Origin of the sequence: Bacillus sp. YBWC18 (assembly GCF_002998775.1) — a bacterium.
Lineage (GTDB): Bacteria > Bacillota > Bacilli > Bacillales > Bacillaceae > Bacillus.
Genome location: NZ_PVRI01000004.1, coordinates 20,379 through 42,495 on the forward strand (window position 1 = coordinate 20,379; position 22,117 = coordinate 42,495).

At 40.1% G+C, this 22,117-nt stretch carries 21 protein-coding genes and 1 pseudogene; 17 read left to right on the forward strand and 5 right to left on the reverse strand.

Going from position 1 to position 22,117, the window contains the following annotated elements; translation table 11 throughout:
• Nucleotides 1-16 precede the first annotated feature (16 nt).
• Nucleotides 17-3,448: an nSTAND3 domain-containing NTPase gene (locus tag C6348_RS12065; protein ID WP_189293937.1), complete on the reverse strand. Its 3,432-nt coding sequence runs from the start codon at nucleotides 3,446-3,448 to the stop codon at nucleotides 17-19.
• Between the two features lie 202 nt (nucleotides 3,449-3,650).
• Here C6348_RS12065 and C6348_RS12070 point away from each other — a divergent pair, with 202 nt between their 5' ends.
• From C6348_RS12070 to C6348_RS12155, 17 genes and pseudogenes are all read left to right on the forward strand, one after another.
• Nucleotides 3,651-4,007 (forward strand): DUF2200 domain-containing protein, encoded by a 357-nt coding sequence (locus C6348_RS12070; RefSeq protein ID WP_106043247.1) that lies wholly within the window; start codon nucleotides 3,651-3,653, stop codon nucleotides 4,005-4,007.
• Nucleotides 4,008-4,174: 167 nt separating this feature from the next.
• The gene (locus tag C6348_RS12075) at nucleotides 4,175-4,366 is read left to right on the forward strand and encodes a PLD nuclease N-terminal domain-containing protein (protein WP_106038463.1); all 192 of its coding nucleotides are present in this window, start codon (nucleotides 4,175-4,177) and stop codon (nucleotides 4,364-4,366) included.
• A 14-nt stretch (nucleotides 4,367-4,380) separates the two neighbouring features.
• Nucleotides 4,381-5,298 carry an ABC transporter ATP-binding protein gene (locus C6348_RS12080; RefSeq protein ID WP_106043249.1) on the forward strand — a complete coding sequence of 306 codons (918 nt, stop codon included), beginning with the start codon at nucleotides 4,381-4,383 and terminating at the stop codon, nucleotides 5,296-5,298.
• A complete protein-coding gene (locus C6348_RS12085; RefSeq protein ID WP_106043251.1) occupies nucleotides 5,295-6,059 on the forward strand; it encodes an ABC transporter permease in 765 nt (254 codons plus the stop codon). The genes C6348_RS12080 and C6348_RS12085 overlap by 4 nt, the downstream gene beginning before the upstream one ends.
• Nucleotides 6,060-6,069: 10 nt before the next feature.
• Nucleotides 6,070-6,318: pseudogene (locus C6348_RS12090) on the forward strand (RidA family protein); the annotation flags it as partial.
• Between the two features lie 213 nt (nucleotides 6,319-6,531).
• The gene (locus C6348_RS12095; RefSeq protein WP_106038467.1) at nucleotides 6,532-7,254 is read left to right on the forward strand and encodes an ABC transporter ATP-binding protein; all 723 of its coding nucleotides are present in this window, start codon (nucleotides 6,532-6,534) and stop codon (nucleotides 7,252-7,254) included.
• The gene (gene skfF / locus C6348_RS12100; protein ID WP_106043253.1) at nucleotides 7,247-8,668 is read left to right on the forward strand and encodes a sporulation killing factor system integral membrane protein; all 1,422 of its coding nucleotides are present in this window, start codon (nucleotides 7,247-7,249) and stop codon (nucleotides 8,666-8,668) included. The genes C6348_RS12095 and skfF overlap by 8 nt, the downstream gene beginning before the upstream one ends.
• 19 nt (nucleotides 8,669-8,687) lie before the next feature.
• Nucleotides 8,688-9,203 carry a HEAT repeat domain-containing protein gene (locus C6348_RS12105; protein ID WP_034664409.1) on the forward strand — a complete coding sequence of 172 codons (516 nt, stop codon included), beginning with the start codon at nucleotides 8,688-8,690 and terminating at the stop codon, nucleotides 9,201-9,203.
• Nucleotides 9,204-9,314: 111 nt separating this feature from the next.
• Nucleotides 9,315-9,512, forward strand: coding sequence for a hypothetical protein (locus C6348_RS12110; RefSeq protein ID WP_223251562.1), 198 nt, complete (start codon nucleotides 9,315-9,317; stop codon nucleotides 9,510-9,512).
• 148 nt (nucleotides 9,513-9,660) lie between these two features.
• Nucleotides 9,661-10,788 (forward strand): DUF418 domain-containing protein, encoded by a 1,128-nt coding sequence (locus C6348_RS12115; protein WP_106043256.1) that lies wholly within the window; start codon nucleotides 9,661-9,663, stop codon nucleotides 10,786-10,788.
• A gap of 161 nt (nucleotides 10,789-10,949) precedes the next feature.
• On the forward strand, nucleotides 10,950-11,321 hold the full coding sequence (locus C6348_RS12120; protein ID WP_095285894.1) for a GntR family transcriptional regulator: 372 nt from the start codon (nucleotides 10,950-10,952) through the stop codon (nucleotides 11,319-11,321).
• A gap of 5 nt (nucleotides 11,322-11,326) precedes the next feature.
• Nucleotides 11,327-12,202, forward strand: coding sequence for an ABC transporter ATP-binding protein (locus C6348_RS12125; protein ID WP_106043258.1), 876 nt, complete (start codon nucleotides 11,327-11,329; stop codon nucleotides 12,200-12,202).
• Entirely contained in the window at nucleotides 12,186-12,791 is a 606-nt protein-coding gene (locus C6348_RS12130) for an ABC-2 transporter permease (RefSeq protein WP_034664396.1), read from the forward strand. The genes C6348_RS12125 and C6348_RS12130 overlap by 17 nt, the downstream gene beginning before the upstream one ends.
• A gap of 512 nt (nucleotides 12,792-13,303) precedes the next feature.
• A complete protein-coding gene (locus C6348_RS12140; protein WP_080869585.1) occupies nucleotides 13,304-13,936 on the forward strand; it encodes a TetR/AcrR family transcriptional regulator in 633 nt (210 codons plus the stop codon).
• A 51-nt stretch (nucleotides 13,937-13,987) separates the two neighbouring features.
• Entirely contained in the window at nucleotides 13,988-14,671 is a 684-nt protein-coding gene (locus tag C6348_RS12145) for a bacitracin ABC transporter permease (protein ID WP_106031876.1), read from the forward strand.
• A 28-nt stretch (nucleotides 14,672-14,699) separates the two neighbouring features.
• Complete coding sequence (locus C6348_RS12150) at nucleotides 14,700-15,458, forward strand: DUF4097 family beta strand repeat-containing protein (protein ID WP_106043260.1); 759 nt, start codon at nucleotides 14,700-14,702, stop codon at nucleotides 15,456-15,458.
• A 218-nt stretch (nucleotides 15,459-15,676) separates the two neighbouring features.
• Complete coding sequence (locus tag C6348_RS12155) at nucleotides 15,677-17,065, forward strand: amino acid permease (protein ID WP_106043262.1); 1,389 nt, start codon at nucleotides 15,677-15,679, stop codon at nucleotides 17,063-17,065.
• 39 nt (nucleotides 17,066-17,104) lie between these two features.
• Here the strand turns inward: C6348_RS12155 and C6348_RS12160 are convergent, their stop codons facing one another.
• The 4 genes from C6348_RS12160 to C6348_RS19230 all read right to left on the reverse strand — a co-directional run bounded on the left by C6348_RS12160 (nucleotide 17,105) and on the right by C6348_RS19230 (nucleotide 22,049).
• A complete protein-coding gene (locus tag C6348_RS12160; protein WP_106043264.1) occupies nucleotides 17,105-17,986 on the reverse strand; it encodes a glycerophosphodiester phosphodiesterase in 882 nt (293 codons plus the stop codon).
• Nucleotides 17,987-18,078: 92 nt separating this feature from the next.
• Entirely contained in the window at nucleotides 18,079-19,413 is a 1,335-nt protein-coding gene (glpT, locus tag C6348_RS12165) for a glycerol-3-phosphate transporter (protein WP_066031402.1), read from the reverse strand.
• A 225-nt stretch (nucleotides 19,414-19,638) separates the two neighbouring features.
• Entirely contained in the window at nucleotides 19,639-20,409 is a 771-nt protein-coding gene (locus tag C6348_RS12170) for a SurA N-terminal domain-containing protein (protein WP_106043266.1), read from the reverse strand.
• 152 nt (nucleotides 20,410-20,561) lie between these two features.
• Nucleotides 20,562-22,049, reverse strand: a complete 1,488-nt coding sequence (locus C6348_RS19230; protein WP_317615471.1) for a thioredoxin domain-containing protein — start codon at nucleotides 22,047-22,049, stop codon at nucleotides 20,562-20,564.
• Nucleotides 22,050-22,117: the final 68 nt, after the last annotated feature.

Here is a 22,117-nt window from a genome sequence, read left to right on the forward strand (position 1 = left end):
AAGGGGTGTTTTTTGTTTAGGTTACTATTATTTGCGAATAATCACCATTTTCAAAGCGTTTAAGGAGATTTTCAATCTTTTTTATGGATGTTAATGAGTAACTATAAACTCCAAGCTCTTTTAATAAACAGATGTTCTCTATTTTGTAAATTGGCACTTCCCAATTATGTGCTTTACGTTTTATTAAGTCACCTTTAATTAAATAAGTAAACGTATTTTGGGGAATCGAAGGTAAATCCCAAAAATCAAAATCAGCTATTCCTAATTTCTCTATAAGATTTTGTTCGTCATTAGTACTATATTGTTGGCCGATATGATTAATTTTATCATGCTGTTCATATTCTAATAACAACTCCATAGTAGACATGAGTTTTAATACTTTTGATGATTCATCGCCATCTCCTAATTGTTTCATAAATCGCTTAATGGCAGGTTCAACATAGAATTGATTAAAATGATATGGTGTTAACTCTTCGAAAAGCCTATATAATATGCTTTCCCACTCACTGTTATAGATGTAGTATTCTCCAAATTCAGGATAAAATAGTTCAGATAATTTTTTTCCATTCTCCAGCTTTATTCGTTTGATTTTTTTTGAATTTTCACCCCATATTTCGGGGTAGATTTCTAGTAATTCATCATCATCAATGCTAAAACTTATACTCATCGAAAAGCAAGCGACGAATAATGGAATATTAATAAATCGTAACCACTGTTCATCCTCTAATATTAAATGTTCATACACAATATTTTTGAGTGGGGGGTTATCTGCTAAATGATCTCTATAAATGTTACTTTTTAAAAATTCCCTTTTTCGAAATAAAGGTTGTTCCCGATACATGAATGAACAAAATGAATCAATACAAAAGTCAATTAAATTTATTAATAATGTAGAATCACCTTGGGTTAAATAGGTTAACATTTTCATATATAAGTCGGTTTCTCTCTCAGGTAGCATTGAACCGTCTTTTTCTAATGTTGCGATTAATAAATTCAAAGATTCTTTCGTATTTAGTAACTGATAGATGTAAACTGGTGAATTATTGTCTAATACGAGATTTAATTTATCTTTGAAACCATTCGAAAGTTTGCTTTTTGATATAAGTTCGATAACTTCATCATTTTCTATTAATTCTTCTTCCTTTCCATACATCCAATCATATGCGTTATATTTTACTGTACTTACGTCATGTTCACTTAAATTATTCTCAGTTGGCGAATGTCTGTTCATTATTGAATGGTCATTATTTATTCGTGTAGGTGAGCGTCCATATAAAAGCTCAATTTGTTTATCCATTTCTATTGAGTATTGAAGGCCATAAAAGTCACATAAATCAGGAATGCTATCAATTAACATATCTAATTCTACATCCATGCAGTATTCTTCTAAAAAATCCAACTCTGAAAAAATCAATTGTTTTATATTTTTTCTAATTTTTGAGTTAAAAGATTCATAAAATATTTCGTACTCCTTAGGAAATATTTCTCGAAAACGTTCCATCGCTTTATAATGAAACACACTAAAGGCGTTTTTGAAGTATTTATCTATTAATTTATATCCGTTAAAAGCCATTCCAATATTTGTGCAACTTACGATATAATCAGGTAAATTATGCAAATCATTATATTGATATTCTTTAGGGTCATTACTCCCCATATCAATACAGTACTGATTGATTTTATACTCTAAAAATTTATAAAGTCTCGGTTGTTTTTGATTTTGTGTTAGATAAATTCTAAGTAAATCAAAGAATCTATCTAAGCTTCCCTTTTCTTGTTCTAAAATATCAATATTCCATATATTATCGTTTTCTGAAAAACTAGTTGTATAATCATCATAATGTTCTATACAACTTTGTATGATCTGTTCACTAATGTTTGAACTAAAAGAAGGTGATACATTCTTAAATAGAAACAATAATTGATTATAGAAGGAGCAGCAAGGCAGTAGTTTGGGAATCCATTGTTCACAATTCTCTTTCAAGAAGTCAAGCAGAAAATCTTGTGCTGATGGGTTTATAAAATATATAAAGATATCATCATACTCATCATCATAAACGGTCTTGATCATTGTTTCTTCAAGTTCTCTAAGACTCTCACTTAAATTCTTCGTGTGCGTTTCATTGAAATAATAATGTAAAGAATTTTTGTAGCAAACTTCTACATCCTCTTGTAATGAAGGTGTTGAAGTAATTAGTAGTAAAAAAGCTACAAACTTTGCTTCATTAGATAAATTATCAAAAATATCTCTCCAAAAATCACTTGGACAATCTAAATAATTTAACAATCGATTTAAGTAATCTTCTGGTGTTTCATAACTTTGAGGTTTTTGATCTAAAAATAGTGATAGTACCCTTGGATTATAATTGTCGTGATATACAATCTCATCTGTATGAAGATGCAAATAGTTAACATGCTCATAATTTAGTTTTGAGTAGTAGAGACGACTAAATAAAATACTTGCTTTTTCACTCTCGGAGTATGCTTCCAAGTTGCAAATTAAGGTATAGTTATCAAATACTTTTTTTAGTAAAGGACTTTTATGAATGAGTTGTTGAAGAATATATTCTCTTGTTGTAATAATTAATCTTGTATCATTAGGGAAATTTTCGATATCCTTTATTAACTTAGCTAAGCGTTCTTCTTCTTTTTTATTCTTTTCTTTTTCGAGGATACTTCCCCAGTAATCATCTAAAATAAAAACTTGTATTTGGTGATCATCTAACATACTGTATATATCATCGATTGAGTATACCCATCTAAATCCGTTTAAATGATTTTGATACAAATGGGCTAAAGCTAGAATTTGAGCGATTGTTGTTTTTCCAACACCTGGTTCTCCGGAAAGTATGATAGTTCGGTTAATGTCCCAATTCGAAACTGCTGATCTATAGACTTTTGAAGGTATAAAAGTTTTTGCTGTTTTACAAGCATCTTTTAATCTATAGGCAGACTCTCTATAAATACGACTATGTAGATATTCTTTTAACAAGTGTTCAAGCACATTTGAGTTTGGAATTAAAAGCTTTGGTTGATTAATTATCACTTTTCTGTAAGTCGGCTGTGAAAGGAGTCTGTTCAATTCAACCCTATCTAATATATCGTGTTCAGTCACATTGAATTCTTTAAATAATTCAACAATATCTTTCGTTTGTTGACGTGTTAACTCCATTGATATCCCTAAGATATAGCGATCTGGTTTTAATTTGCGAACTTTTTGTAGGTCTTGCTTTAAAGAATGTATTAAAGGCTTAAAAGATTGCTGAGCATAACGCTTTACTTGTATGACGGTTTCAGTTTTACCGTCTGTATAAAAACCATCAATGCCTTGATCTCGCCCCTCTTTAAAGGTTCTAAAGGGAACGTTCTCTCTTTGAGAGACTACATCACATACCAACACTTCAAACTCTAATGGTTGAAGTAATGCATGAAAATCGTAATTAGACAATTTTCTTCTTCCTTTCACATGTTGATAACGAGTAATTATATCATAATTTATGTATATATGGTTATTATTGTAATGTTTATTTTGTAGCTAGATTCCTCATTACTAGATTGGACATAAAAGGTTAGGCAGATTAAAAACGTGAGGGTAACTATCTTCTAATGCATGGATAAAAGTACTTTAAGAAAGAAAAGGGGAATAACACATGACCAAACCTAAAATCTATACAATGAGCTTCGCAAAAGTCTATCCTCTCTATATCGCAAAGGCAGAGAGAAAAGGACGAACGAAGGCTGAAGTTGATACGATTATTTGTTGGTTAACGGGGTACAGTCCAGAAGAGCTACAGGAACAGGTGGATAAACAGATAGACGTTGAAACCTTTTTTGCTGAGGCTCCTGAGCTTCATCCTTCCCGCAGCTTAATCAAAGGAGTCATCTGTGGTGTTCGAGTGGAGGATATTGAGGAAGAAACCATGAAAAACATTCGGTATATGGATAAGCTAATTGATGAGTTAGCGAAGGGAAAGGCGATGGAAAAGATTTTGCGAGGTTCATCTTAAACATTAAATAACAAGCAAGCCCAGTGAACTTACTTTCACTGGGCTTTTTTATATCTTATAGACCACTCGATCGATAAAAATAAAATCCATTTGAACGAAGTCACTCTTCATGTCGTCAAAAGAAGTGATATCAAAACAAATTGGTGTATGAAAAAGGAGTGGCGTGGATGGATATGAAGATGATTTTACCTCTCGTTTTGCTGCAAGCCATTTTAATGGTGATTGGTTTGTTTGATTTGCTGAAAAGAGATCCATCTAGGATCAGAGGAGAGGTGAAGTGGGTTTGGGCTTTGGTGATTGTGTTTGTGGCGAGTGCCGGTCCTATTGCGTATTTCATTTTTGGTCGTAAACAATCTTAGTAGGGGGGATTTGCTTGAATATGCTGGAGTGTCAAGGGCTGACGAAATCGTATGGTCGGCATGAAGTTTTAAAAAACGTTTCGTTTTCTGTTGGGGAGGTCGGATGTGTAGGGTTTTTAGGAGCCAATGGAGCAGGTAAGACAACGACGATTCGGATTTTGACGGGGCTTGCTCGTCCTACGTCTGGCGTCGTGAAGGTGGCGGGTATGGATGTGACAAAGGACATGGATGACATCAGTCATGTGATTGGATATTGTCCGCAGCAGCCTGCATTTTATCAGGATATGACAGGTCAGGAGTGGATGCATTGGGTTGGCGGGTTATTTCATTTAGAGAAAAAAATCATTCGTTCCAAAACAGAGGAACTGCTGAAGCTTTGCCGTGTGTATGAGGCGAAGGATCGTACCATTGGCAGTTATAGCGGAGGGATGAAGCAGAGGCTCGCCATTGCACAGGCGCTCATCAACAGCCCGAAGGTTCTTATTCTAGATGAGCCTGTGTCTGCACTTGATCCCATGGGGAGAAAAGACGTCCTGACTTTGATTGAGCGTCTAAAGCATGAGATGCTGATCTTTATGTCGACCCATATTTTAGATGACATTGAACGAGTGGCGGATCATATTATCATGATCAACAGCGGCAAAATTGAGATGTCCTCTTCGATGAAACAGATCAAAGAAGACTATATCCTCCCAGTGATTGAATTTCAATTAGAACAACAGAATACGAAACTAGTGGCTTTGTTAAAAGAGCGGGATTGGGTCGAGGAACTCATTGAGGCAGGGGACGGTTATCAGGTGCGGGTCAACAATCAACAAACGGCATTGAAAGAGCTGCCTGCTCTGATTACTGAAGCTGATGGTGTTCTCCTCCATTATCGACTATCTAAGCTGACGCTTGAAGATATTTTCATGAAGGTTGTGAATGCATGATGATGCTGAAAAAGGAATTTAGGGAGTTATTCACTAGTTATAAAATTTTATTTGTGCCGATCATTTTTACGATTTTAATGATCACACAGCCTATTACGCTCAAAATGCTGCCGGATCTTTTATCGAAATCAGCTAATTTACCTGAAGGGTCCACATTTTATATACCAGAGCCTAGCGCTGGTGAGGCTTTAGCGAGTGCATTGAGTAAGTTCGATTCGCTTGGCGTTTTTATTCTCATTATGATCGTGATGGGGACGATTGCGGGAGAGCGTGCCTCTGGGGTGACGGCGATGATTATGGTGAAGCCGATCAGTCGAATGAGTTATTATGTCTCAAAAATATGCGCCTATGCTGGTTTGACCTTGTTTAGTTTGGTGGTGGCGGTGCTTGCCTCCGTTTATTATGTGGACATTCAATTTGGGCATCTGGATTGGGTCAATGTGTTAAAAGGAACGCTTCTTTATTACCCCAATTTATTGCTGATTGTCGTGTCGACCATTTGTGCTTCGGCGTTCTTTACGCGTTCGGTCACAGCCGGCGGTGTATCGCTTGTGATCAACCTTATTCTATTTACTGTTCCTTCATTTTATGAGGATACATTAGGGAAGTACGCACCTAAAGGCGTGACAAGTGCGGCCGAGGAGATGATTCATAGAGGGACTTATTCGGATCAGACTCTTACAAGCTTTCTAGGTGTATCGGTATTGATTGTTATCTTTTTTCTCATTGGATGGTTTCTTTTTAGAAAACAAGAATTATAGGTTGCTGGACCCTTTGGAGCAGCTCGAATTATCGTTAGAGAATGTGAAACGGAATGTAGAAGCGGCAGATATGGCTGTAGAAGAAATAACGAAACTAGTGTTTTATCTTGTGGGAGAGTTCGATGCTGCGAGTAGAAAACGAATCATGAGTCAGTTTTTAGGTGATCATCTTCCTTGTATGACGATGGTTTATGTGGTGGCCCTGGCTTCTCCTGCTCTTAAGATAGAGGTGGATGCTTGGGCGTGTCAGGAGATTTAATAGGTAAAAGATTGGGTGGTTGATGCTCAATCTTTTTTTGTTTTGTGAAATTTTAAGTGTTGTCGTTCAATAAATTACCTCTATACCCTTATCTTGTTATTGTCTGTATGGTAATATCAGGGTAAATGTTGAGTGGGTCTAATTACATTTACATGTCATCGTAAAAAACACCATAGATAAGCATACATCACTCTAATACAAGGGAGAGATTCGATGCCATTCATGGAGGTTCAGAATATAAGCAAACGATACAGCAATGGTGATGGGATAGAGGGCCTGTCATTTTCCATAGAAGCAGGAGAAGTTGTGGCGCTGCTTGGGCCGAATGGCGCCGGGAAGACGACAACGATTCGGTGTTTAACGGGTCTATATAAACCAGATGGAGGGGAAATTCTCATTGAGGGTTTCCCGCCTGGTCATTCCCATGTCCAAAAACAAGTAGCTCTTATTCCTGATCAGCCGTATTTGTATCCAGACTTAACGGCTGCTGAACATGTTCAGTTCCGTGCTCGTGGATATCATAAAGGCTTAAAACAGATCAAGGAAAAGGTATATGGAGCGTTGAAAGAAGTACATATGGAAAAAAAGATGAACGAACTGTGCGGAAGGCTGTCAAGAGGTCAAAAGCAGCGTGTCGTCTTAGCAGGGGCCATTGTTCAAGATGCCTCCCTTTTTATATTAGATGAACCGACTGTTGGGTTAGATATTGCGTCAAAACAGTGGCTGTCGGATTGGCTGAGACAAAAAAGCAGTCAAGGTGGGTCGGTCTTTGTGTCGACTCATAGTCTGGAGTTCGTTCTCGATACGGCCAGCAGGGTGGTATTGATTCGAGACGGTGCCATCATGAAGAATATGGATGTTCCTCAATTAAAGGAAGAACAGATTGAGTGGAGGGCAGAAGTCATTCAACTTCTGGGGGAGTGGTCAAGTGAATAACACACTCTCCCTTTTATGGATGAAATCTCAAAGGCGCTTGATCAGTAAAAATCAAGAAAAGAAAATGCCTTTTGTGATCTTATTTCTTTTCATTGCGGCAATTGGTTTTCAGCTAAGCGCAGTTTCAAGTATGGGTGATTGGAATACGGTTGCAGCTGGATGGATCATTGTCTGCTTGTTTGTTCTCTATACGGGGTTTGGCTTGTTTACAAATCGGCTCCCTAGTCAAATGAACGATATCATTTGGTTATATGGAAATGGCGCTTCTCTATGGACAGTTGTCATCAGTGTATGGTTGTATCACATTTTTTGGCGAGGGGCTCTTCTCGTTGTTTCTGCTGTGGCTGCGGATCTTCTTCTGTTTTTTATGACGCAGCAGTACCCGTTACTGCTTGGAAAATCACTCATCCTGACAGGGCTGTTATGTTTGATCGAAACTTGGATGATTGCGATGTCTTGTGCTAGAACCATTCGGGTATATAAGCGCCTGCTCATAATCGGTTTTGTATTGATGTTTTGCTTCTTTGCACTGCTTGTTTTGAATCAATTCATGATGAAACAGCCCTTCTTGATGAACATTGCTGATTCTTTGATGTTTCAAGCTGGACGTATGATCGAAGAGTTCTCCATTCTTTCTTTCTTCATCTTTATTGGAGTAATGTTCCTATCTTTCATGATGATGTACAAGGCTAGTCATCGTTTAGAGATGAAGGAGTCTTTAGTCAAGGAGGCAGTATTTTGGGAGGAATTTGAGGGGAAACATATTCAATCAAGTCCAATCGTTCAAAAAAAGGGCAAGACGTGGTGGGGGCTTCCGTCATTAACGGGCAGCTGGGCTTTTCTTTGGATTGAATTATTGCTGCTAAAAAAGTATGCGACCTTCCATTTGTTATCTACCATGCTGTTAATTGGTACTTACTATGTCGTCCTTACTTATTTTTCAGATTGGCTGAATCTATTCTTAATCGTCATCGCTGCATCCGTTCTTTTTAGTTCATATTATGCGGGGATTGTAAGACACGCACAAACAGGAGTGCTCTATCTTTTTCCAGGCGCTTTATATCAAAAAATCATTCTGTTAGAAGTGTTTCAAACCTTTTGGCTGTATGCGTTCTACTTGATTTCACTTTATTTGGTTGAGATTCAGGATGTATTGTATTGGACCTTATTTGGTGGAGGAGTTTATATATGGTTTTTGGCCATACGGCTCTTTGCCTTTATGCAGCCTCTGAGACGAGAAAAGAGTTTTGCTTTGGCCGCCTATTATCGATCATTGCTATTTGCGTCTGTGATCAGTGCTATGGTCATTATTAGCATTCATCTAATCACTGATGGCTTGTTGACAACAATTGTATCCCTAGTGGCTGGAGCTGGATTTTATGTGCTTTGTTATCGATGCCGTGCGGTTCATTAAAAAGAGGAGTTGATTGTCAATGAAACCAGAAAATAAGCTGTCTCAATCAGTTCAACAATTGGCAAATACAAATGAAGTAACGATCGTTCAAGCAATAGGGGAATTGAGAAAGTTCGGAAAAGATGCAGTGCCCGTCCTTGTTGAGGCTTTAAAAGAAAAAGGATCTCTACGGAACATTGCAGCAGCTGTACTTGGTGAATTTGGAGCAGATGCGGGGGACGCAGCTGAGCCGCTAGCCCAGCTATTAGAAAGTGACGAAGAGGATACAAGAATGGCCGCTGCCATGTCACTCATGAGGATTGGACAGCCCAGCTTGCCATTCCTTCTGGCACTGGCTAAACGTTATGAGGGACCTACTTGTTTCTGGGCATCATGGTGTATCTCTTGGATTGATCCATCAAAAATTGAAAAAAACATGTACGAGTGCTTAAAACAAGAACAAGAAAATCCAACAGGCAGCGTCACTCCTTTTGCTGCAGAGGAAGCATTAGGGAAAATTATCGCTTTTCAGCTAAAGGAAAAGGAGGATGAATAGTGGAAAAGCAAAAACTCAATTGGCCTGAGCACCTTCCGTGGATTCATCCTTCAGATCAAAGGAAAAGTTAGAAAAACATTCAATTGGTTAGTAAGTGTAAGGGAGGAGAGAGTGTTGTTTCTATCAAACAAAGAATTAAAAAGAAACGCGGTTTTTTTCGCAGGGGTTGGAGCGGTTTTGTTGATTTTAATGATATTGAAATGGTTTTCGATTTCTGCAGACTGGGAGCTGACGTTGATTTTTTTCGGATTGGCGATTTTGTTTTATTTGAAACGTGTGATGCGGAAAGAAGAAAATCATCATTCATAATTCATCAGTAAGATACCTAGAATGTATATTCTAGGTTTTTTTATTAAATTTACCTTAAAACGCATGTTTTTACATGGGTGTAGAGACCAATTTTTTGAAAGTGTGGTAGGATAAATATGCTTTTATATTTTCCGAAGGAGCTGTCGTGTTGAAGGGATCTAGGGTTGAGTTCATTGATAATTTGCGTGGTTTTAGTTTATTAGGTATTTTGATCGTGAATATGCTTAATTTTCAATATGATTATGATTTTGAGAAAATGTTTGATTCGAGTTTTTGGGGGCAGGAATTCGGAGTTTATCTGACGGAAATTTTGTTCCAAGGGTCGTTTTATCCGATTTTCTCTTTTTTGTTTGGGTATTCTTTTATCAAGCTGATTGAATCAACGAAAGCCAAGGGACTAAATACGAATGCCATTGTCGTTCGCCGGGGCTTTGGTCTTATTGTGCTTGGGATGCTGCATTACATCTTTATTTGGAATGGTGACATTCTTCTTTATTATGGAGCTTGTACGTTTTTCTTGATGATGTTTTTGAGCAGCCGAATCAAAACAATGCTTATTTGGTCGGGTGTGTTAGGGGCGTTGTCTTTAGTCGTTGTGCCATATATGATGAACTTTGTTTATGGGAATGATGATTTTTTAACCGATGTGTATGCGAAGGGTGCATATGGAGATATTTTGCTCAGCCGGATTACGGTTGAAGACGATATGTTGATTGTGACCATGATTCTGGCGATCGTGACCATTACGCTTATGCCGATACTAGGGTTTCTTTTCGGTACGATGATGGTGGGTCCGTTCGCATTGCTTGGCATGGTGATTGGTAAACGAGGACATCTGACAGAAGAAGATCGAGGAATGGCCTATCGTAAAGGCTGGGTATGGATGATTGTCGTCGGGCTTGCGCTAAAATGTGCGACGTTCATTGATGCGCCTTGGAGTGAATTCGTGATGACGCTTGGTGCTTATGTGCTGGCGATCGGGTATATTCAAGCCTTTATTATTTTCTACTATTCGAAGGCAGCCCAAGGTCTCAAACGTCTGCTTGCAGGGCTTGGCCGTTTGTCCCTATCAAATTATTTGGCGCAGTCGATCATTTGTACAACGATTTTCTATTCTTATGGACTTGGTCTATTTGGACAGATGGGGTCAATGTTTGGACTGCTGCTCGCTGTCGGACTGTACACAGCACAGCTGTTCATCAGCTATCTCTATTTGAAAAAATGGAGAAGAGGTCCGGTGGAGTGGATGATGGGAAAATGGGTGTATTGGAGATGAATTTTGTTGGGGAAGGCCGCATAGCTGAAGAGCTGTGCGGTTTTTTTTAGTTGAGTTGCAATCAAAAAATGGTTGATTATTCTTTCAGTGTGTATATAATGTATATATTGTATATACAATATTTCGTTCCAAACACCAGTACAGAAAAAAGAGGTTTTTATATGCAGATTACGATTTCAAACCACTCTAAGGAGCCCATTTATGAGCAAATTACGAATCAAATCAAATCGATGATTTTAACAGGGGAGCTTGCGGAAGGCTTGGCACTGCCGTCTATTCGAAAGCTGGCGAAGGATTTGCAAATTAGTGTCATCACAACAAAGCGAGCATATGAAGAGTTAGAGAAGGCAGGATTTATTTATTCGATTGTAGGCAAGGGATCATTTGTTGCGGAACAAAACCTAGAGGTCATGAGAGAGAAAAAATTGAAGGTGATTGAGGATCAGCTTGGAGCGGTTGTCACAAATGGCAAGGAATTAGGCTTATCTTTTGATGAATTGCAGCAGTTATTAAAGTTCTTGTATGAGGAGTGAGAAGAGTGGAGCATGTGATTGAATTCAAAGGAGTATCAAAACGATTCAAGGACTTTTCAGTTAAGAGTCTCGATTTACAGGTCAAGAAAGGCTTTGTTACAGGGTTTATTGGGGAAAATGGAGCCGGTAAGTCGACTACCATTAAAATGATCATGAACTTGTTAAAACCAGATTCGGGAGAGGTTAAGATCTTCGGACTAGATTATCGCACCCATGAAAAAGAAATTAAGGAACGAATCGGTTTTGTTTACGATGCTAACGTTTTTTTCCCAGGATTGAATTTAAAAGACATCAAACGAATTGTGGCACCTGCCTATAAACGCTGGGATGACCAGCTTTTTTATCAATATATTGAACAGTTTGGTCTGCCGTTGCATAAAGCGATCAAAACATTTTCAAAAGGGATGCAGATGAAGGCGTCACTTGCGATTGCGCTATCACATCATGCAGAGCTGATTATTATGGATGAGCCAACAGCCGGTTTAGACCCAGTTTTTAGAAGAGAGCTGTTAGGAACGTTACAAGAGTTAATGATTGATGAGAACCGGACCATATTTTTCTCAACACATATGACAACAGATTTAGACCGGATCGCGGATTATATTGCGTTTATACAAAATGGACAATTGGTCTTTCAACAGTCGATTCATGAGGTAGCGGAGAATTATGCGCTTGTGAAAGGAAGCCTGGATTTGTTGGATCGAGACACAGAAAAGGCTTTTATCCATATTCAGCGTACAGCATCAGGATTTGAAGCATTAACAGATCGGATCGGTGAAGTGAATCATATTTTTGGAGACGCTGTTGTGATCGAACCGGCGTCGCTTGAGGATATCATGTTTTATTTGAAAGGCGGGGTGGCGCATGTTTCATTTAATTAAGCGTGATGTGATTTTGCAGAAAAAGCAGCTGATTATTTTCCTTCCGTTTATCTTATTTTTTATTCTCATGGATGCGCATCCGGCATTGACGTTTCTAGTCGCTAGTTTCTTCATTCCTTTTAACACATATGCGTACGACGAGAAGGCAGAAACGAATATTCTATTAAACTCTTTGCCTTATACACGTAAAGAAATTATCGCATCACGTTATCTTGGTGCCGTTTTCTATATGATTATCGCAATCGGGCTGACAAGTGCTGCTTTATTTGTTTTTGGGAAGCTGTTTTCGCTGACGGATATTGCGATTGGCAGCGGGCTGTTTTTATTGTTTGCGGCGTGTACGTTTCCATTGTTTTATATCTTGAAGCCTGGCTATATCACAACGGCAGTGATTATTGGCTTTATCCTTTTATCTGGTATAGGACCGCCATTTGTTGCCTATTTAGCGGAGCAATTCAGTGGGATCACAGATTTTATCATGAAATTATCGATACCTATTTTATATACTGGGTCAGCTGTGCTGATTATGCTTATCTACCTGCTGTCTTGGGGGCTTTCTACTGCTATTTATCAGAGGAAAGTGTTCTAGGAAAAATAGCTGAATCTATTCAAAGTAGATCATGACCGCAATTATGACCAAGTAGAGGTGAGCGAGATGATGTATAGTCTGTCACGCAAGAGGCGATTTTCTATTTTGAGTCGCATTTGATGGATGAGCTGTATTAAGGCAGGTGCCTGAAATAGTGGGATATTCTCATTTTCATTTCAATATGCGATTGTTTTAGATATCCCTTCTCACAGTGAATCCATTCATTTTGGTGTCTTGCTCAGCGGCAAGGGAACGGTATGGGCAGATGGGTTTCGATTTGAGGAAGTGAATGAGAAGACACCTACAACCAATATGGTGGAGGCTTTGGCATTGCCAGATGTTCCTATGAATTTACAGTTTGAGCTTGAGGAGACCGTGTGAGCGGTCTTTTTTATTTTATATAAAGAACCTATATTGACAGTTTATCATGAAGTAGATTAAAATACATACCAACGGTCGGTATGTAAAAGGAGGCGTTTTATTTGGCCAGAAATAAATATCCAGAAAAGACAATCCAGCAAATTTTAGATGTGTCGACGAAGCTGTTTCAGGAAAAAGGATTTGAAAAGACGAGTTTGCAGGATATCATCCATGAATTGAACATGTCTAAGGGTGCTATTTATCATCATTTCAAATCGAAGGAAGAAATATTACGTGCCGTGATGGATCGGCAATTTCGTCATGCGACAGAGAAGCTTGAAGATCTGATTGAGCATACAGAGGCAGTACATGCAAAAGAGAAGCTGCAGCTTATTTTAGAGAAGCTTGTGGCAGATCCACAGTCTCACTCAATTGATGGAATCTTAGTTGATCAGATCAAAAACCCGCAGTTTGTGGTGGAAGGGATGAAGGCAGGAGTAAATCAGGATGCGCTTAAAATTAAAAGGCTCATTCTAGAAGGAATTGATGATGGTTCGATGAAGACTGCTTTTCCTGGTGAAGTGGCAGAAGTGTTTATGCTTCTCGTGAATATATGGCTGAATCCAACACTATTTGCTCGTGATCAACAGGAAACTAGTCAGCGTTTGCTGTTTTTACAACAGATGATGAAAGGGCTTGGAGTGGATGTAGTGAGTGATCTATTTATTCAAAAGGTCACAGCGCATTATGCTGGAATTGGTGGATATGATCAGCCTGGAACCTAAATGTTCAGATAAGAGACAAAAAGAAAAATTCATTTCATAGGAGGATGCCTTATGCTTCACTACATAAAACTTGAGCTAAGAAAAAGCCATATGAAACATTATATTCAAGCTAGTATGATTGCAAGCATTGTACTGCTGGTGTTTATTTATTTTGTCGCGTTTGTTGCACAGGTTGAACAGGAAATAGGTTTTCAGCAATATCCGAATATCTATTTGTTGACCAGTATAGTATGGATGATCTTTTTTTCGATCGTCACAGCCTTGATGTATTGTCGAGTGATGGTGACTGTATTGAAAGAGCATGAACCTCATTCATCAAGTCTGAAAGCATCACTCCTTTCGAGAATGGTCTGGATGCTGTGCTTTTCTACGATTGCAATGCTGTGTAGCATCATTCCCTCATTTGTTGTGTTTAGTGTCACTGAAACGTTCTTCCCCCTTGTTCAGGATGCGCTGACAGCTGATGTGATGTTCACTGTGATCAAAACGTACCTAGTGTTTACTTGTTGTATCAACGGTATTGGCATGATTGCGATGAGAGTGGGGTTAATGAAGAAATCTACCTCCATGACCATTCTGACTGCGATTGTTCTATGTGCTGTTTTAGGAAACCTATTAATTGCTTTTTATGGAAATGATCAAATGAATTTCATTCTGTCAGGAGTCATGATCGCAGCCGTTCTCATTGTGATCTTGGAATTATGGGGCAGTATCATCCGGCTTCAAGAGAGATGAGCCGCGTTGAAAAAAGGAGGGAGACATTGTGGAGCATACGGTTCGAATTGAAGAATCGGTCGTAGAATTATCGCTGGATTGGCTATTGGGAGAGGTGCGTATTCATCATCATGATCATCCTTATCTATTCATTCGTCAAACGACCAATCAAGCTTTTCCCCAACGTTATTTGCTGCATCATCAGGTAAGTGATGGACGGCTGGTCATTCAAGATAGACGAAAAAAAATACTCAGCTTAGGGCTTCACCTTTATAAAACCGATGTAGCTATTTATCTTCCTAAACAACAATTACAGTCCATATCTCTTCGTTGTAAAGGAACAAATCTTCAGGCAGAGAGGCTGAAGGTGGAAAATGTCTCTTGTCATTTAATTTCTGGAAAGACGATGCTATCAGGTGAAATCAAACATCTCCATTTAGAGACAGTAGGTGGACTTATTTCTAGTCGGCAGCTGGTCGCGCAGAGATTATTACTGCACGCCACATCGTCAAAAGTTGAGTTGACGGGTGCTTTTTTGGAAGTTGATCTGCATGTAACAGGTAGAAGGATACAGATTCATTCTACAAACATGCTAAATTCACTTAAGTCTACTTCAACTGGAGCATATGTCAAAGTGGAGATACCGGAAAATGATGGGTTTACTTGTTATGTAAAGAAAAGATCCGGTGCTTTTCGGAATGACTTTTCTTGTCATCTAGAGAAGGGCAAAATGGTGCATAAAAATGGACTACGATCCTTTGAGATTGATATAAGAGGCGGTCAGTTTCTAATAAGTCATAAGCATTGAAGTGACTTTCACTCGTTGATTCAATATATCAATATAAAACAATTTGAGTCTCTTTTATCGTCGGAATATTTTGATAATAGTGTTTTCCTCAAAAAAACAATTGTTTTTTAAGGGTAGATTTATTATGATAATATACATCGAAAGATTGATGTTTCTCAATCAGAATGAACATTCTGATTTTTATTTTTTATGTTGTTTGTTGATGAGGGGGAAGAAAAGTGGCTCAAAAAGGATTAAAGAGAGGGTTAAGTGCCCGCCATATTCAAATGATCGCACTCGGCGGCACGATTGGTGTTGGCTTATTTATGGGGTCAGCTAAGGCCATTCAATGGACAGGTCCATCGGTTCTTCTCGCGTACGCAGTATGTGGTATCTTTATTTTTTTTATTATGCGTGCGATGGGAGAAATGTTATACGTTGAACCGAGTACAGGTTCATTTGCTACATTTGGTCATCAATATATTCATCCGCTTGCGGGGTATATGACAGCTTGGAGTAACTGGTTCCAGTGGGTCATTGTCGGGATGTCGGAAATTATTGCAGTAGGCGCTTATATGAAATATTGGTTCCCAGACCTGCCAGCGTGGATTCCAGGTTTAATCGCGATGATTATTTTGGGAGCGGCCAACTTGATTTCGGTTAAATCGTTCGGTGAGTTCGAATTTTGGTTTGCAATGATCAAGATTGTGACGATTATTTTGATGATCATTGCAGGTCTAGGCATTATTTTCTTTGGATTTGGAAATGGCGGGACGCCTATTGGCTTGTCTAATCTGTGGGCGCACGGCGGGTTCTTTACAGGTGGATTTACCGGATTCTTGTTTGCGTTGTCGCTCGTCATTGCTGCCTATCAGGGGGTAGAGCTGATTGGGATTACAGCAGGTGAAGCACAAAATCCAGAAAAGACGCTGACCAATGCCATCAAAAGTATCATCTGGCGTATTTTGATTTTCTATATCGGTGCGATCTTTGTCATTGTGACAGTGTATCCTTGGGATCAGCTGAATACCCTTGGCAGTCCATTTGTGGCGACGTTTGCGAAAATTGGGATTACAGCAGCTGCTGGTATTATTAACTTTGTCGTCATTACAGCAGCGATGTCAGGCTGTAATAGTGGAATTTTCAGTGCGGGACGTATGCTTTATACATTAGGTGTGAATGGACAGGCGCCTGCTTTCTTCACCAAAATTTCGAAGAATGGCGTGCCGTATTTTGGGACATTTGCTGTGCTGATTGGCTTAGCGATAGGAGTTGTCCTCAATTATGTTGCGCCACCAAACATTTTCGTCTATGTGTATAGTGCGAGTGTACTTCCTGGTATGGTGCCTTGGTTTGTGATTTTGATTAGTCATATCGGCTTTAGAAAGGCGAAGGGATCTGCGCTTGATCAACATCCATTCAAGATGCCGCTAGCGCCGTTTTCTAATTATCTTACAATCGGTTTCTTACTGATGGTGCTTGTATTTATGCTCATTAATCAGGATACGCGTATTTCTCTAATCGTGGCCATTGGGTTCTTGATTGTAGTAGCGCTTAGCTTCTATGTCTTTGGGATCGGGAAACGGAAACCGATCGAAACAGCTTCTTCTGATCAAACGGTAAAATAATCAAAGGCCTTGCGGGATGGACCGCAAGGCTTTTTTTGTTTAGAGTGAAGCTTTCACACGGTTAAAGACATCTGGAAAGTTGGTGAAAAGACCGGTGACGCCGTATTGCAGTAAACGGGTCATGTCTGCTTCGTTGTTTACCGTATATGGGTGGAGGAGGAGTCCGTGGCTTCTGACCTGCTGTACGTTTTCAGGTGTCAATGCTCTAAAGTTTGGCCCGACACCCACTGCATAAGTTTTGATGAAGTCGAGCTGATCGTCTGTGATGGACGTCATTTGGGTTCTGTCTAATAGCTGTACTTTTGGAAGGCGTGGAGCTAGTTTCTGTAGTTTTAGCAGGCTGTCTTGACTAAAGGATTGGATGATGACCTGCCCTTTTCTCGTATGTTTTCCGAGAAGATGATGTTTCTTTAAGGCGTCCAATAGTTTCTCTTCCATTTGCGGATAAAGGTCCGGTTTTTTTGTTTCAATATAATAATTCTCTCGTTTGCCGAAATAGCGCAGCACCTCATCTAATGTGAGTACTCGCTGTCCGATATAGTTGGCATTTTGTCTGTCGGGATTGACTTCGTTAAACCATGTACCGGCATCAAGCTGTTTGATTTCGGCAAGTGTGAGGTCTTTGATCCAGCCCGTTCCGTTTGTGGTGCGGTCAACGGTTTCATCGTGCATGACGATGAGATGTCCATCCTTTGTCATTTGAAGGTCGAGTTCGAGGTAATCCGCATTCATCTTTGTGGCGAGTTTGTAAGAAGCCAGGGTATGCTCTGGTGCATACCCTGATGCTCCGCGATGTGCAACGGTTAGAATACGATCTGGAGATAAAAGATGTTCATGTGCTGATACGGTGGTCGGCACCCAAGCAATAGACAGTAAAGCAAAAGAGAGCAACACGAAAGCAAGTAATCTACTTTTCTTCATATTTTATCCTCCTTTTACGGTAACTGCCTCCATCATAAGAAATAGATGTAAAGGGCATGTTGGGCGGATATGAATCTTTTATGTGATTTTCATTAAGCTTGCTCTACGCGCTTCCCTGTATTCCAAGTCATCGCCAGGAAGACAATCGCAAGCACACAAGAACCAACCAGTAAAATGAAGCCTCCTGTCCAGTCATAGTGATCTACGACGACGCCCATCATCGCATTGGCAAAGGCAGAGCCGCCAATATAGCCAAAGAAGCCAGTGAGTCCGGCCGCAGTGCCAGCCGCTTTTTTAGGAGCAAGGTCAATGGCTTGAAGTCCAATGAGCATGACAGGTCCGTAAATCAAAAAGCCGATGCTGATAAGGGCGATGTTATCGACCATTGGATTGCCAGCAGGGTTTAACCAGTAAACGAGCACCGCAATTAATACCCCAACCATAAAGAGGACGCCCGCTGGTGCACGGCGGCTTCTAAAGAATCGGTCGCTGATCCAGCCGCACAACAATGTCCCCGGAATGCCTGCATATTCATAAAGAAAATAAGACCAGCGTGAATGCTCTGGTGAAAAGCCCTTTGCTTCTGTTAAGTAGGTCGGCGCCCAGTCAACGACACCGTAACGGACGAAGTACACAAAGACATTGGCAATGGCGATATACCAAAGGAATTTATTGTTGAGTACATACTTAAATAAAATCTCTTTCACTGTTAATTCTTTTTCTTGATCTTCATACTGCTGTGCCGGATAGTCATTGCGATATTCCTCGATTGGCGGAAGACCAGCGGATTGCGGAGTATCCCGGACGAGTAGAATGATCACGAAGGAGACGATAATGGCAATGATGGCAGGGAAGAAAAAGATACTTTTCCATGTCGCAAACAGCACGATCCCTAAGGTGATGAGCGGTGCAAGAATCCCCCCGCCGATATTGTGAGCGACGTTCCAAATAGACATTTTCGTTCCACGTTCACTAACCGAAAACCAATGCGCCATCGTGCGTCCGCATGGCGGCCACCCCATGCCTTGGAACCAGCCGTTTAAAAACATGAATAAGAACATGATCCATACACTTGACGTCACCCATGGAAATGAGACAAATAGGATATTGATAAGGGCTGAAAGAAAGAGTCCGGTGGCTAAAAAGTATCTTGGGTTACAGCGGTCTGAGATCATCCCCATGATGAATTTACTAAAGCCATAGGCGATAGAGACAGCTGCGAGTACAAAGCCTAATTCACTTTTCGTGAACCCTTCTTCCTGTAGATAAGGAATAGCAAAAGCGAAATTTTTCCGCAGCAAATAGTAGCCCGCATACCCGATAAAGATGCCTAAAAAGACTTGCAGCCGCAGCCGCTTATAGGTCTCGTCTGTCTTGGCATCATCAAGTCTGTCGATATGCGGAGCGGGTTTAAACCATTTGAACATAAAGATCCTCCTCTTGTCGTTGTCCGATTGACTGAAGCAAAAGTACGAGATCAGCGTTTGATCTTGTACTTTTTAAGAGACAAAAGAATTGATAACGCTTTCTTTTGTACTCCCATCATATCGGATGGAAGAGACGTTTATGATGAGTCTTTTGTCATAATTTTGGAAAAACAGTTCATCAAGTAACGAAAAAAAATCCGCACAATGGCGGATTTTTCTTAGCTGTTACAGAGATACATTAATTTTCGCAGATTTCTTTAGTTTTTCAATTTCTTTTTGTACTTCTTTCTGCTTTTCTTGAGATTCTAGCTGTTTTTTAATTTGTGATTTAACCTCTTTGTATTCAGGTGCTTTTTGCTTTTGTTTTTTCATTTCATCTGCGTATTGGTCATAGTACGCTTTGATGTCCTTTTCAGAGACGGAGGCTGATTTGATTTCTTTGTCGACATATTGGCTGTATTTGATGCTGTCGGCAATGTCACTTTTCAGCTGATCCATTGTGAGTCCGCTTTTCTTAAGAGCTTCTTCAAATTGAGCGTTGTCTTTGAATTGTTTCTTTTCTTCTTTTAGCTGTTTATCTACCTGCTTGTCAGAGGCTTTGATGCCCTTCTTCTCAGCATCTTGCAGGATGAGCTCTTGACCTACGAGCGCATCAATGGTTTGTTTCTTGACTGCTTTTGCGCCTTCTTTAGAGGTTGGATCTTGCCCGGATTGCTGAAGCTGTCCTTGAATGGTAGATAAAGCACTATTATATTCATTACCTGTGATTTTGTCTTGGTTGACGGTCGCAACGACCTTTTGATCATCGATTTTTTGTGCGTCTAATTTTTTTTGCATCTCTTCCATTTGCTTTTGCTGCTCTTTTTGGTCAGCCTGTGTTGTTTCCTTGTTTTTGGCTGAATCGTTTTGCTTATCTTGTTTGGCATCGTTTGACGAGCAGGCTGCAAGCCCAACAGATAACAAACAAGCGATGAGTGTGTATGATACCTTTTTCATCATTTTCTCTCCCTTCGGTATGAGAACATCTAGTGCGCATTCTAACCGTTTTTTAGGAAAAATAAAACCGTACAGACAATTTGTTAGCGGATTGACATGTTTTTTATCTGTTTGTCCTCATTTTGTCTTCTCATAGTCATCTTATGACAGACTCAATCGTGGAATAATTGTTCCATCGCCTCGTCGATATTGGTAATGGGCTGGCGGCAGCTGTAGTTTTCACAAATATACACAGTGGTTCTGCCATCGATTGTTTTGTAATCTTTTGTAAAGGGCGCGAGCTGCGCTAATTCCTGCCCTGTTTCGGCAGTCAATATGATATCAAATGGCGTGAAGCGTTTCCGAAGCGCCTGTAAAAGCCGTTCTTTTTGAGGATCACCGTTTTTCCCGAGAATGATGATCTCTCTTTTTGTTGCATATTGACTCAAGAGTCCTTGCAGAAACGCTGTGTGCCCGCTTGGATAGGAAGAGACATCGACATAAAAAGCTTTGAACATCTGCTCTAATGTGTCCAGCCAGTCCTGACGTCCGGTCAGTCTGCTTAGCGTGAGAAGCTGCTTGAGTGCTGTGCTGTTACCAGAAGGCATGGCGCCGTCGTACACTTCTTTTTCTCGAACGAGGAGCGCTTCCGCATCTGATCCTGAGAAGAAAAAGCCCCCTTTTTCCTTGTCCCAAAACAGCTCAAACATGTTCTCAGCTACTGTTGTGGCTTTTTCCAGCCATTCTCGTTCAAAGGTTGCTTCGTATAAGGACATATAGGCAGAAAGCATATGCGCATAATCTTCGATAAAGCCAAGATGCTTCACGTCACCTTCTCTATAGCGGACCATGAGCCGCTCATGTTGGACGAGGTGTGTTTCTAGAAAAGACATCGCCTGCTTCGCCATGCGGATGGCTTCCTCTGCACCGAACACCCTTCCTGCTTTGGCGAGCGCAGAGATCATCAGCGCATTCCAAGATGTGAGCACCTTGTCATCGACAAGCGGTGCGGGTCGCTGCTGTCTGACAGATTTTAAAATATGCCGGGCTTCTTGCAGCTTAGTCTGAAGCGTATGGCCATCGATCGAAAAAGAGGCTTTGATGTCATCAAAAGAGGTGGAAATAGTATGAGGGATGTTCGCCCCTTCAAAGTTCCCCTCTTCTGTGATGTGATAGACAGCGCAGAATAAAACGCCGAGGTCCTCGCCTAAATGAGTGATGATCTCATCCTTTGACCAGACGTAATATTGTCCTTCTTTTCCTTCAGAATCTGCATCTATCGCTGAATAAAAGGAGCCGCCCGGATTCATCATATCTCGTTTAATAAAGTGGATCAGGTGTTGGACAAGCTTTTCATACTCAGGTTGTTGAGTAAGCTGATATGCTTCTGTGTAAGCTTCCATCAGCAAGGCGTTATCATACAGCATTTTTTCAAAATGAGGCACAAGCCATTTTTCGTCTGTTGAATAACGAGAAAAACCTGAACCCACATGATCGTATATACCGCCATTTGCCATTCCATCTAACGTTTTCGTGACTGCATATAGCGCATTTTCCTGCCCAGTCCATTCGTAATAGCGCATCAAGAATAAAAGCATATGAGGTGCAGGAAATTTCGGTGTGGAGCCGAACCCGCCATACAGCGTATCAAAGCTGCTCATGAGCTGGTAATAGGCTTTGTGGATCGCCTCTTGAGACAACGTATTTTCTGTCTGTCCTACTGCTTTGA

What these genes read in the sequence shown, in the direction of transcription:
- C6348_RS12105 (WP_034664409.1), top strand. Translation starts at nt 8,688, where the DNA reads ATGAAACCAGAAAATAAGCTGTCTCAATCAGTTCAACAATTGGCAAAT.
- C6348_RS12095 (WP_106038467.1), top strand. Translation starts at nt 6,532, where the DNA reads ATGCCATTCATGGAGGTTCAGAATATAAGCAAACGATACAGCAATGGT.
- C6348_RS12070 (WP_106043247.1), top strand. Translation starts at nt 3,651, where the DNA reads ATGACCAAACCTAAAATCTATACAATGAGCTTCGCAAAAGTCTATCCT.
- C6348_RS12160 (WP_106043264.1), bottom strand. Translation starts at nt 17,986, where the DNA reads ATGAAGAAAAGTAGATTACTTGCTTTCGTGTTGCTCTCTTTTGCTTTA.
- C6348_RS12170 (WP_106043266.1), bottom strand. Translation starts at nt 20,409, where the DNA reads ATGAAAAAGGTATCATACACACTCATCGCTTGTTTGTTATCTGTTGGG.
- C6348_RS12130 (WP_034664396.1), top strand. Translation starts at nt 12,186, where the DNA reads ATGTTTCATTTAATTAAGCGTGATGTGATTTTGCAGAAAAAGCAGCTG.
- C6348_RS19230 (WP_317615471.1), bottom strand. Translation starts at nt 22,049, where the DNA reads ATGAGCAGCTTTGATACGCTGTATGGCGGGTTCGGCTCCACACCGAAA.
- glpT (WP_066031402.1), bottom strand. Translation starts at nt 19,413, where the DNA reads ATGTTCAAATGGTTTAAACCCGCTCCGCATATCGACAGACTTGATGAT.
- C6348_RS12120 (WP_095285894.1), top strand. Translation starts at nt 10,950, where the DNA reads ATGCAGATTACGATTTCAAACCACTCTAAGGAGCCCATTTATGAGCAA.
- C6348_RS12145 (WP_106031876.1), top strand. Translation starts at nt 13,988, where the DNA reads ATGCTTCACTACATAAAACTTGAGCTAAGAAAAAGCCATATGAAACAT.
- C6348_RS12075 (WP_106038463.1), top strand. Translation starts at nt 4,175, where the DNA reads ATGGATATGAAGATGATTTTACCTCTCGTTTTGCTGCAAGCCATTTTA.
- C6348_RS12085 (WP_106043251.1), top strand. Translation starts at nt 5,295, where the DNA reads ATGATGATGCTGAAAAAGGAATTTAGGGAGTTATTCACTAGTTATAAA.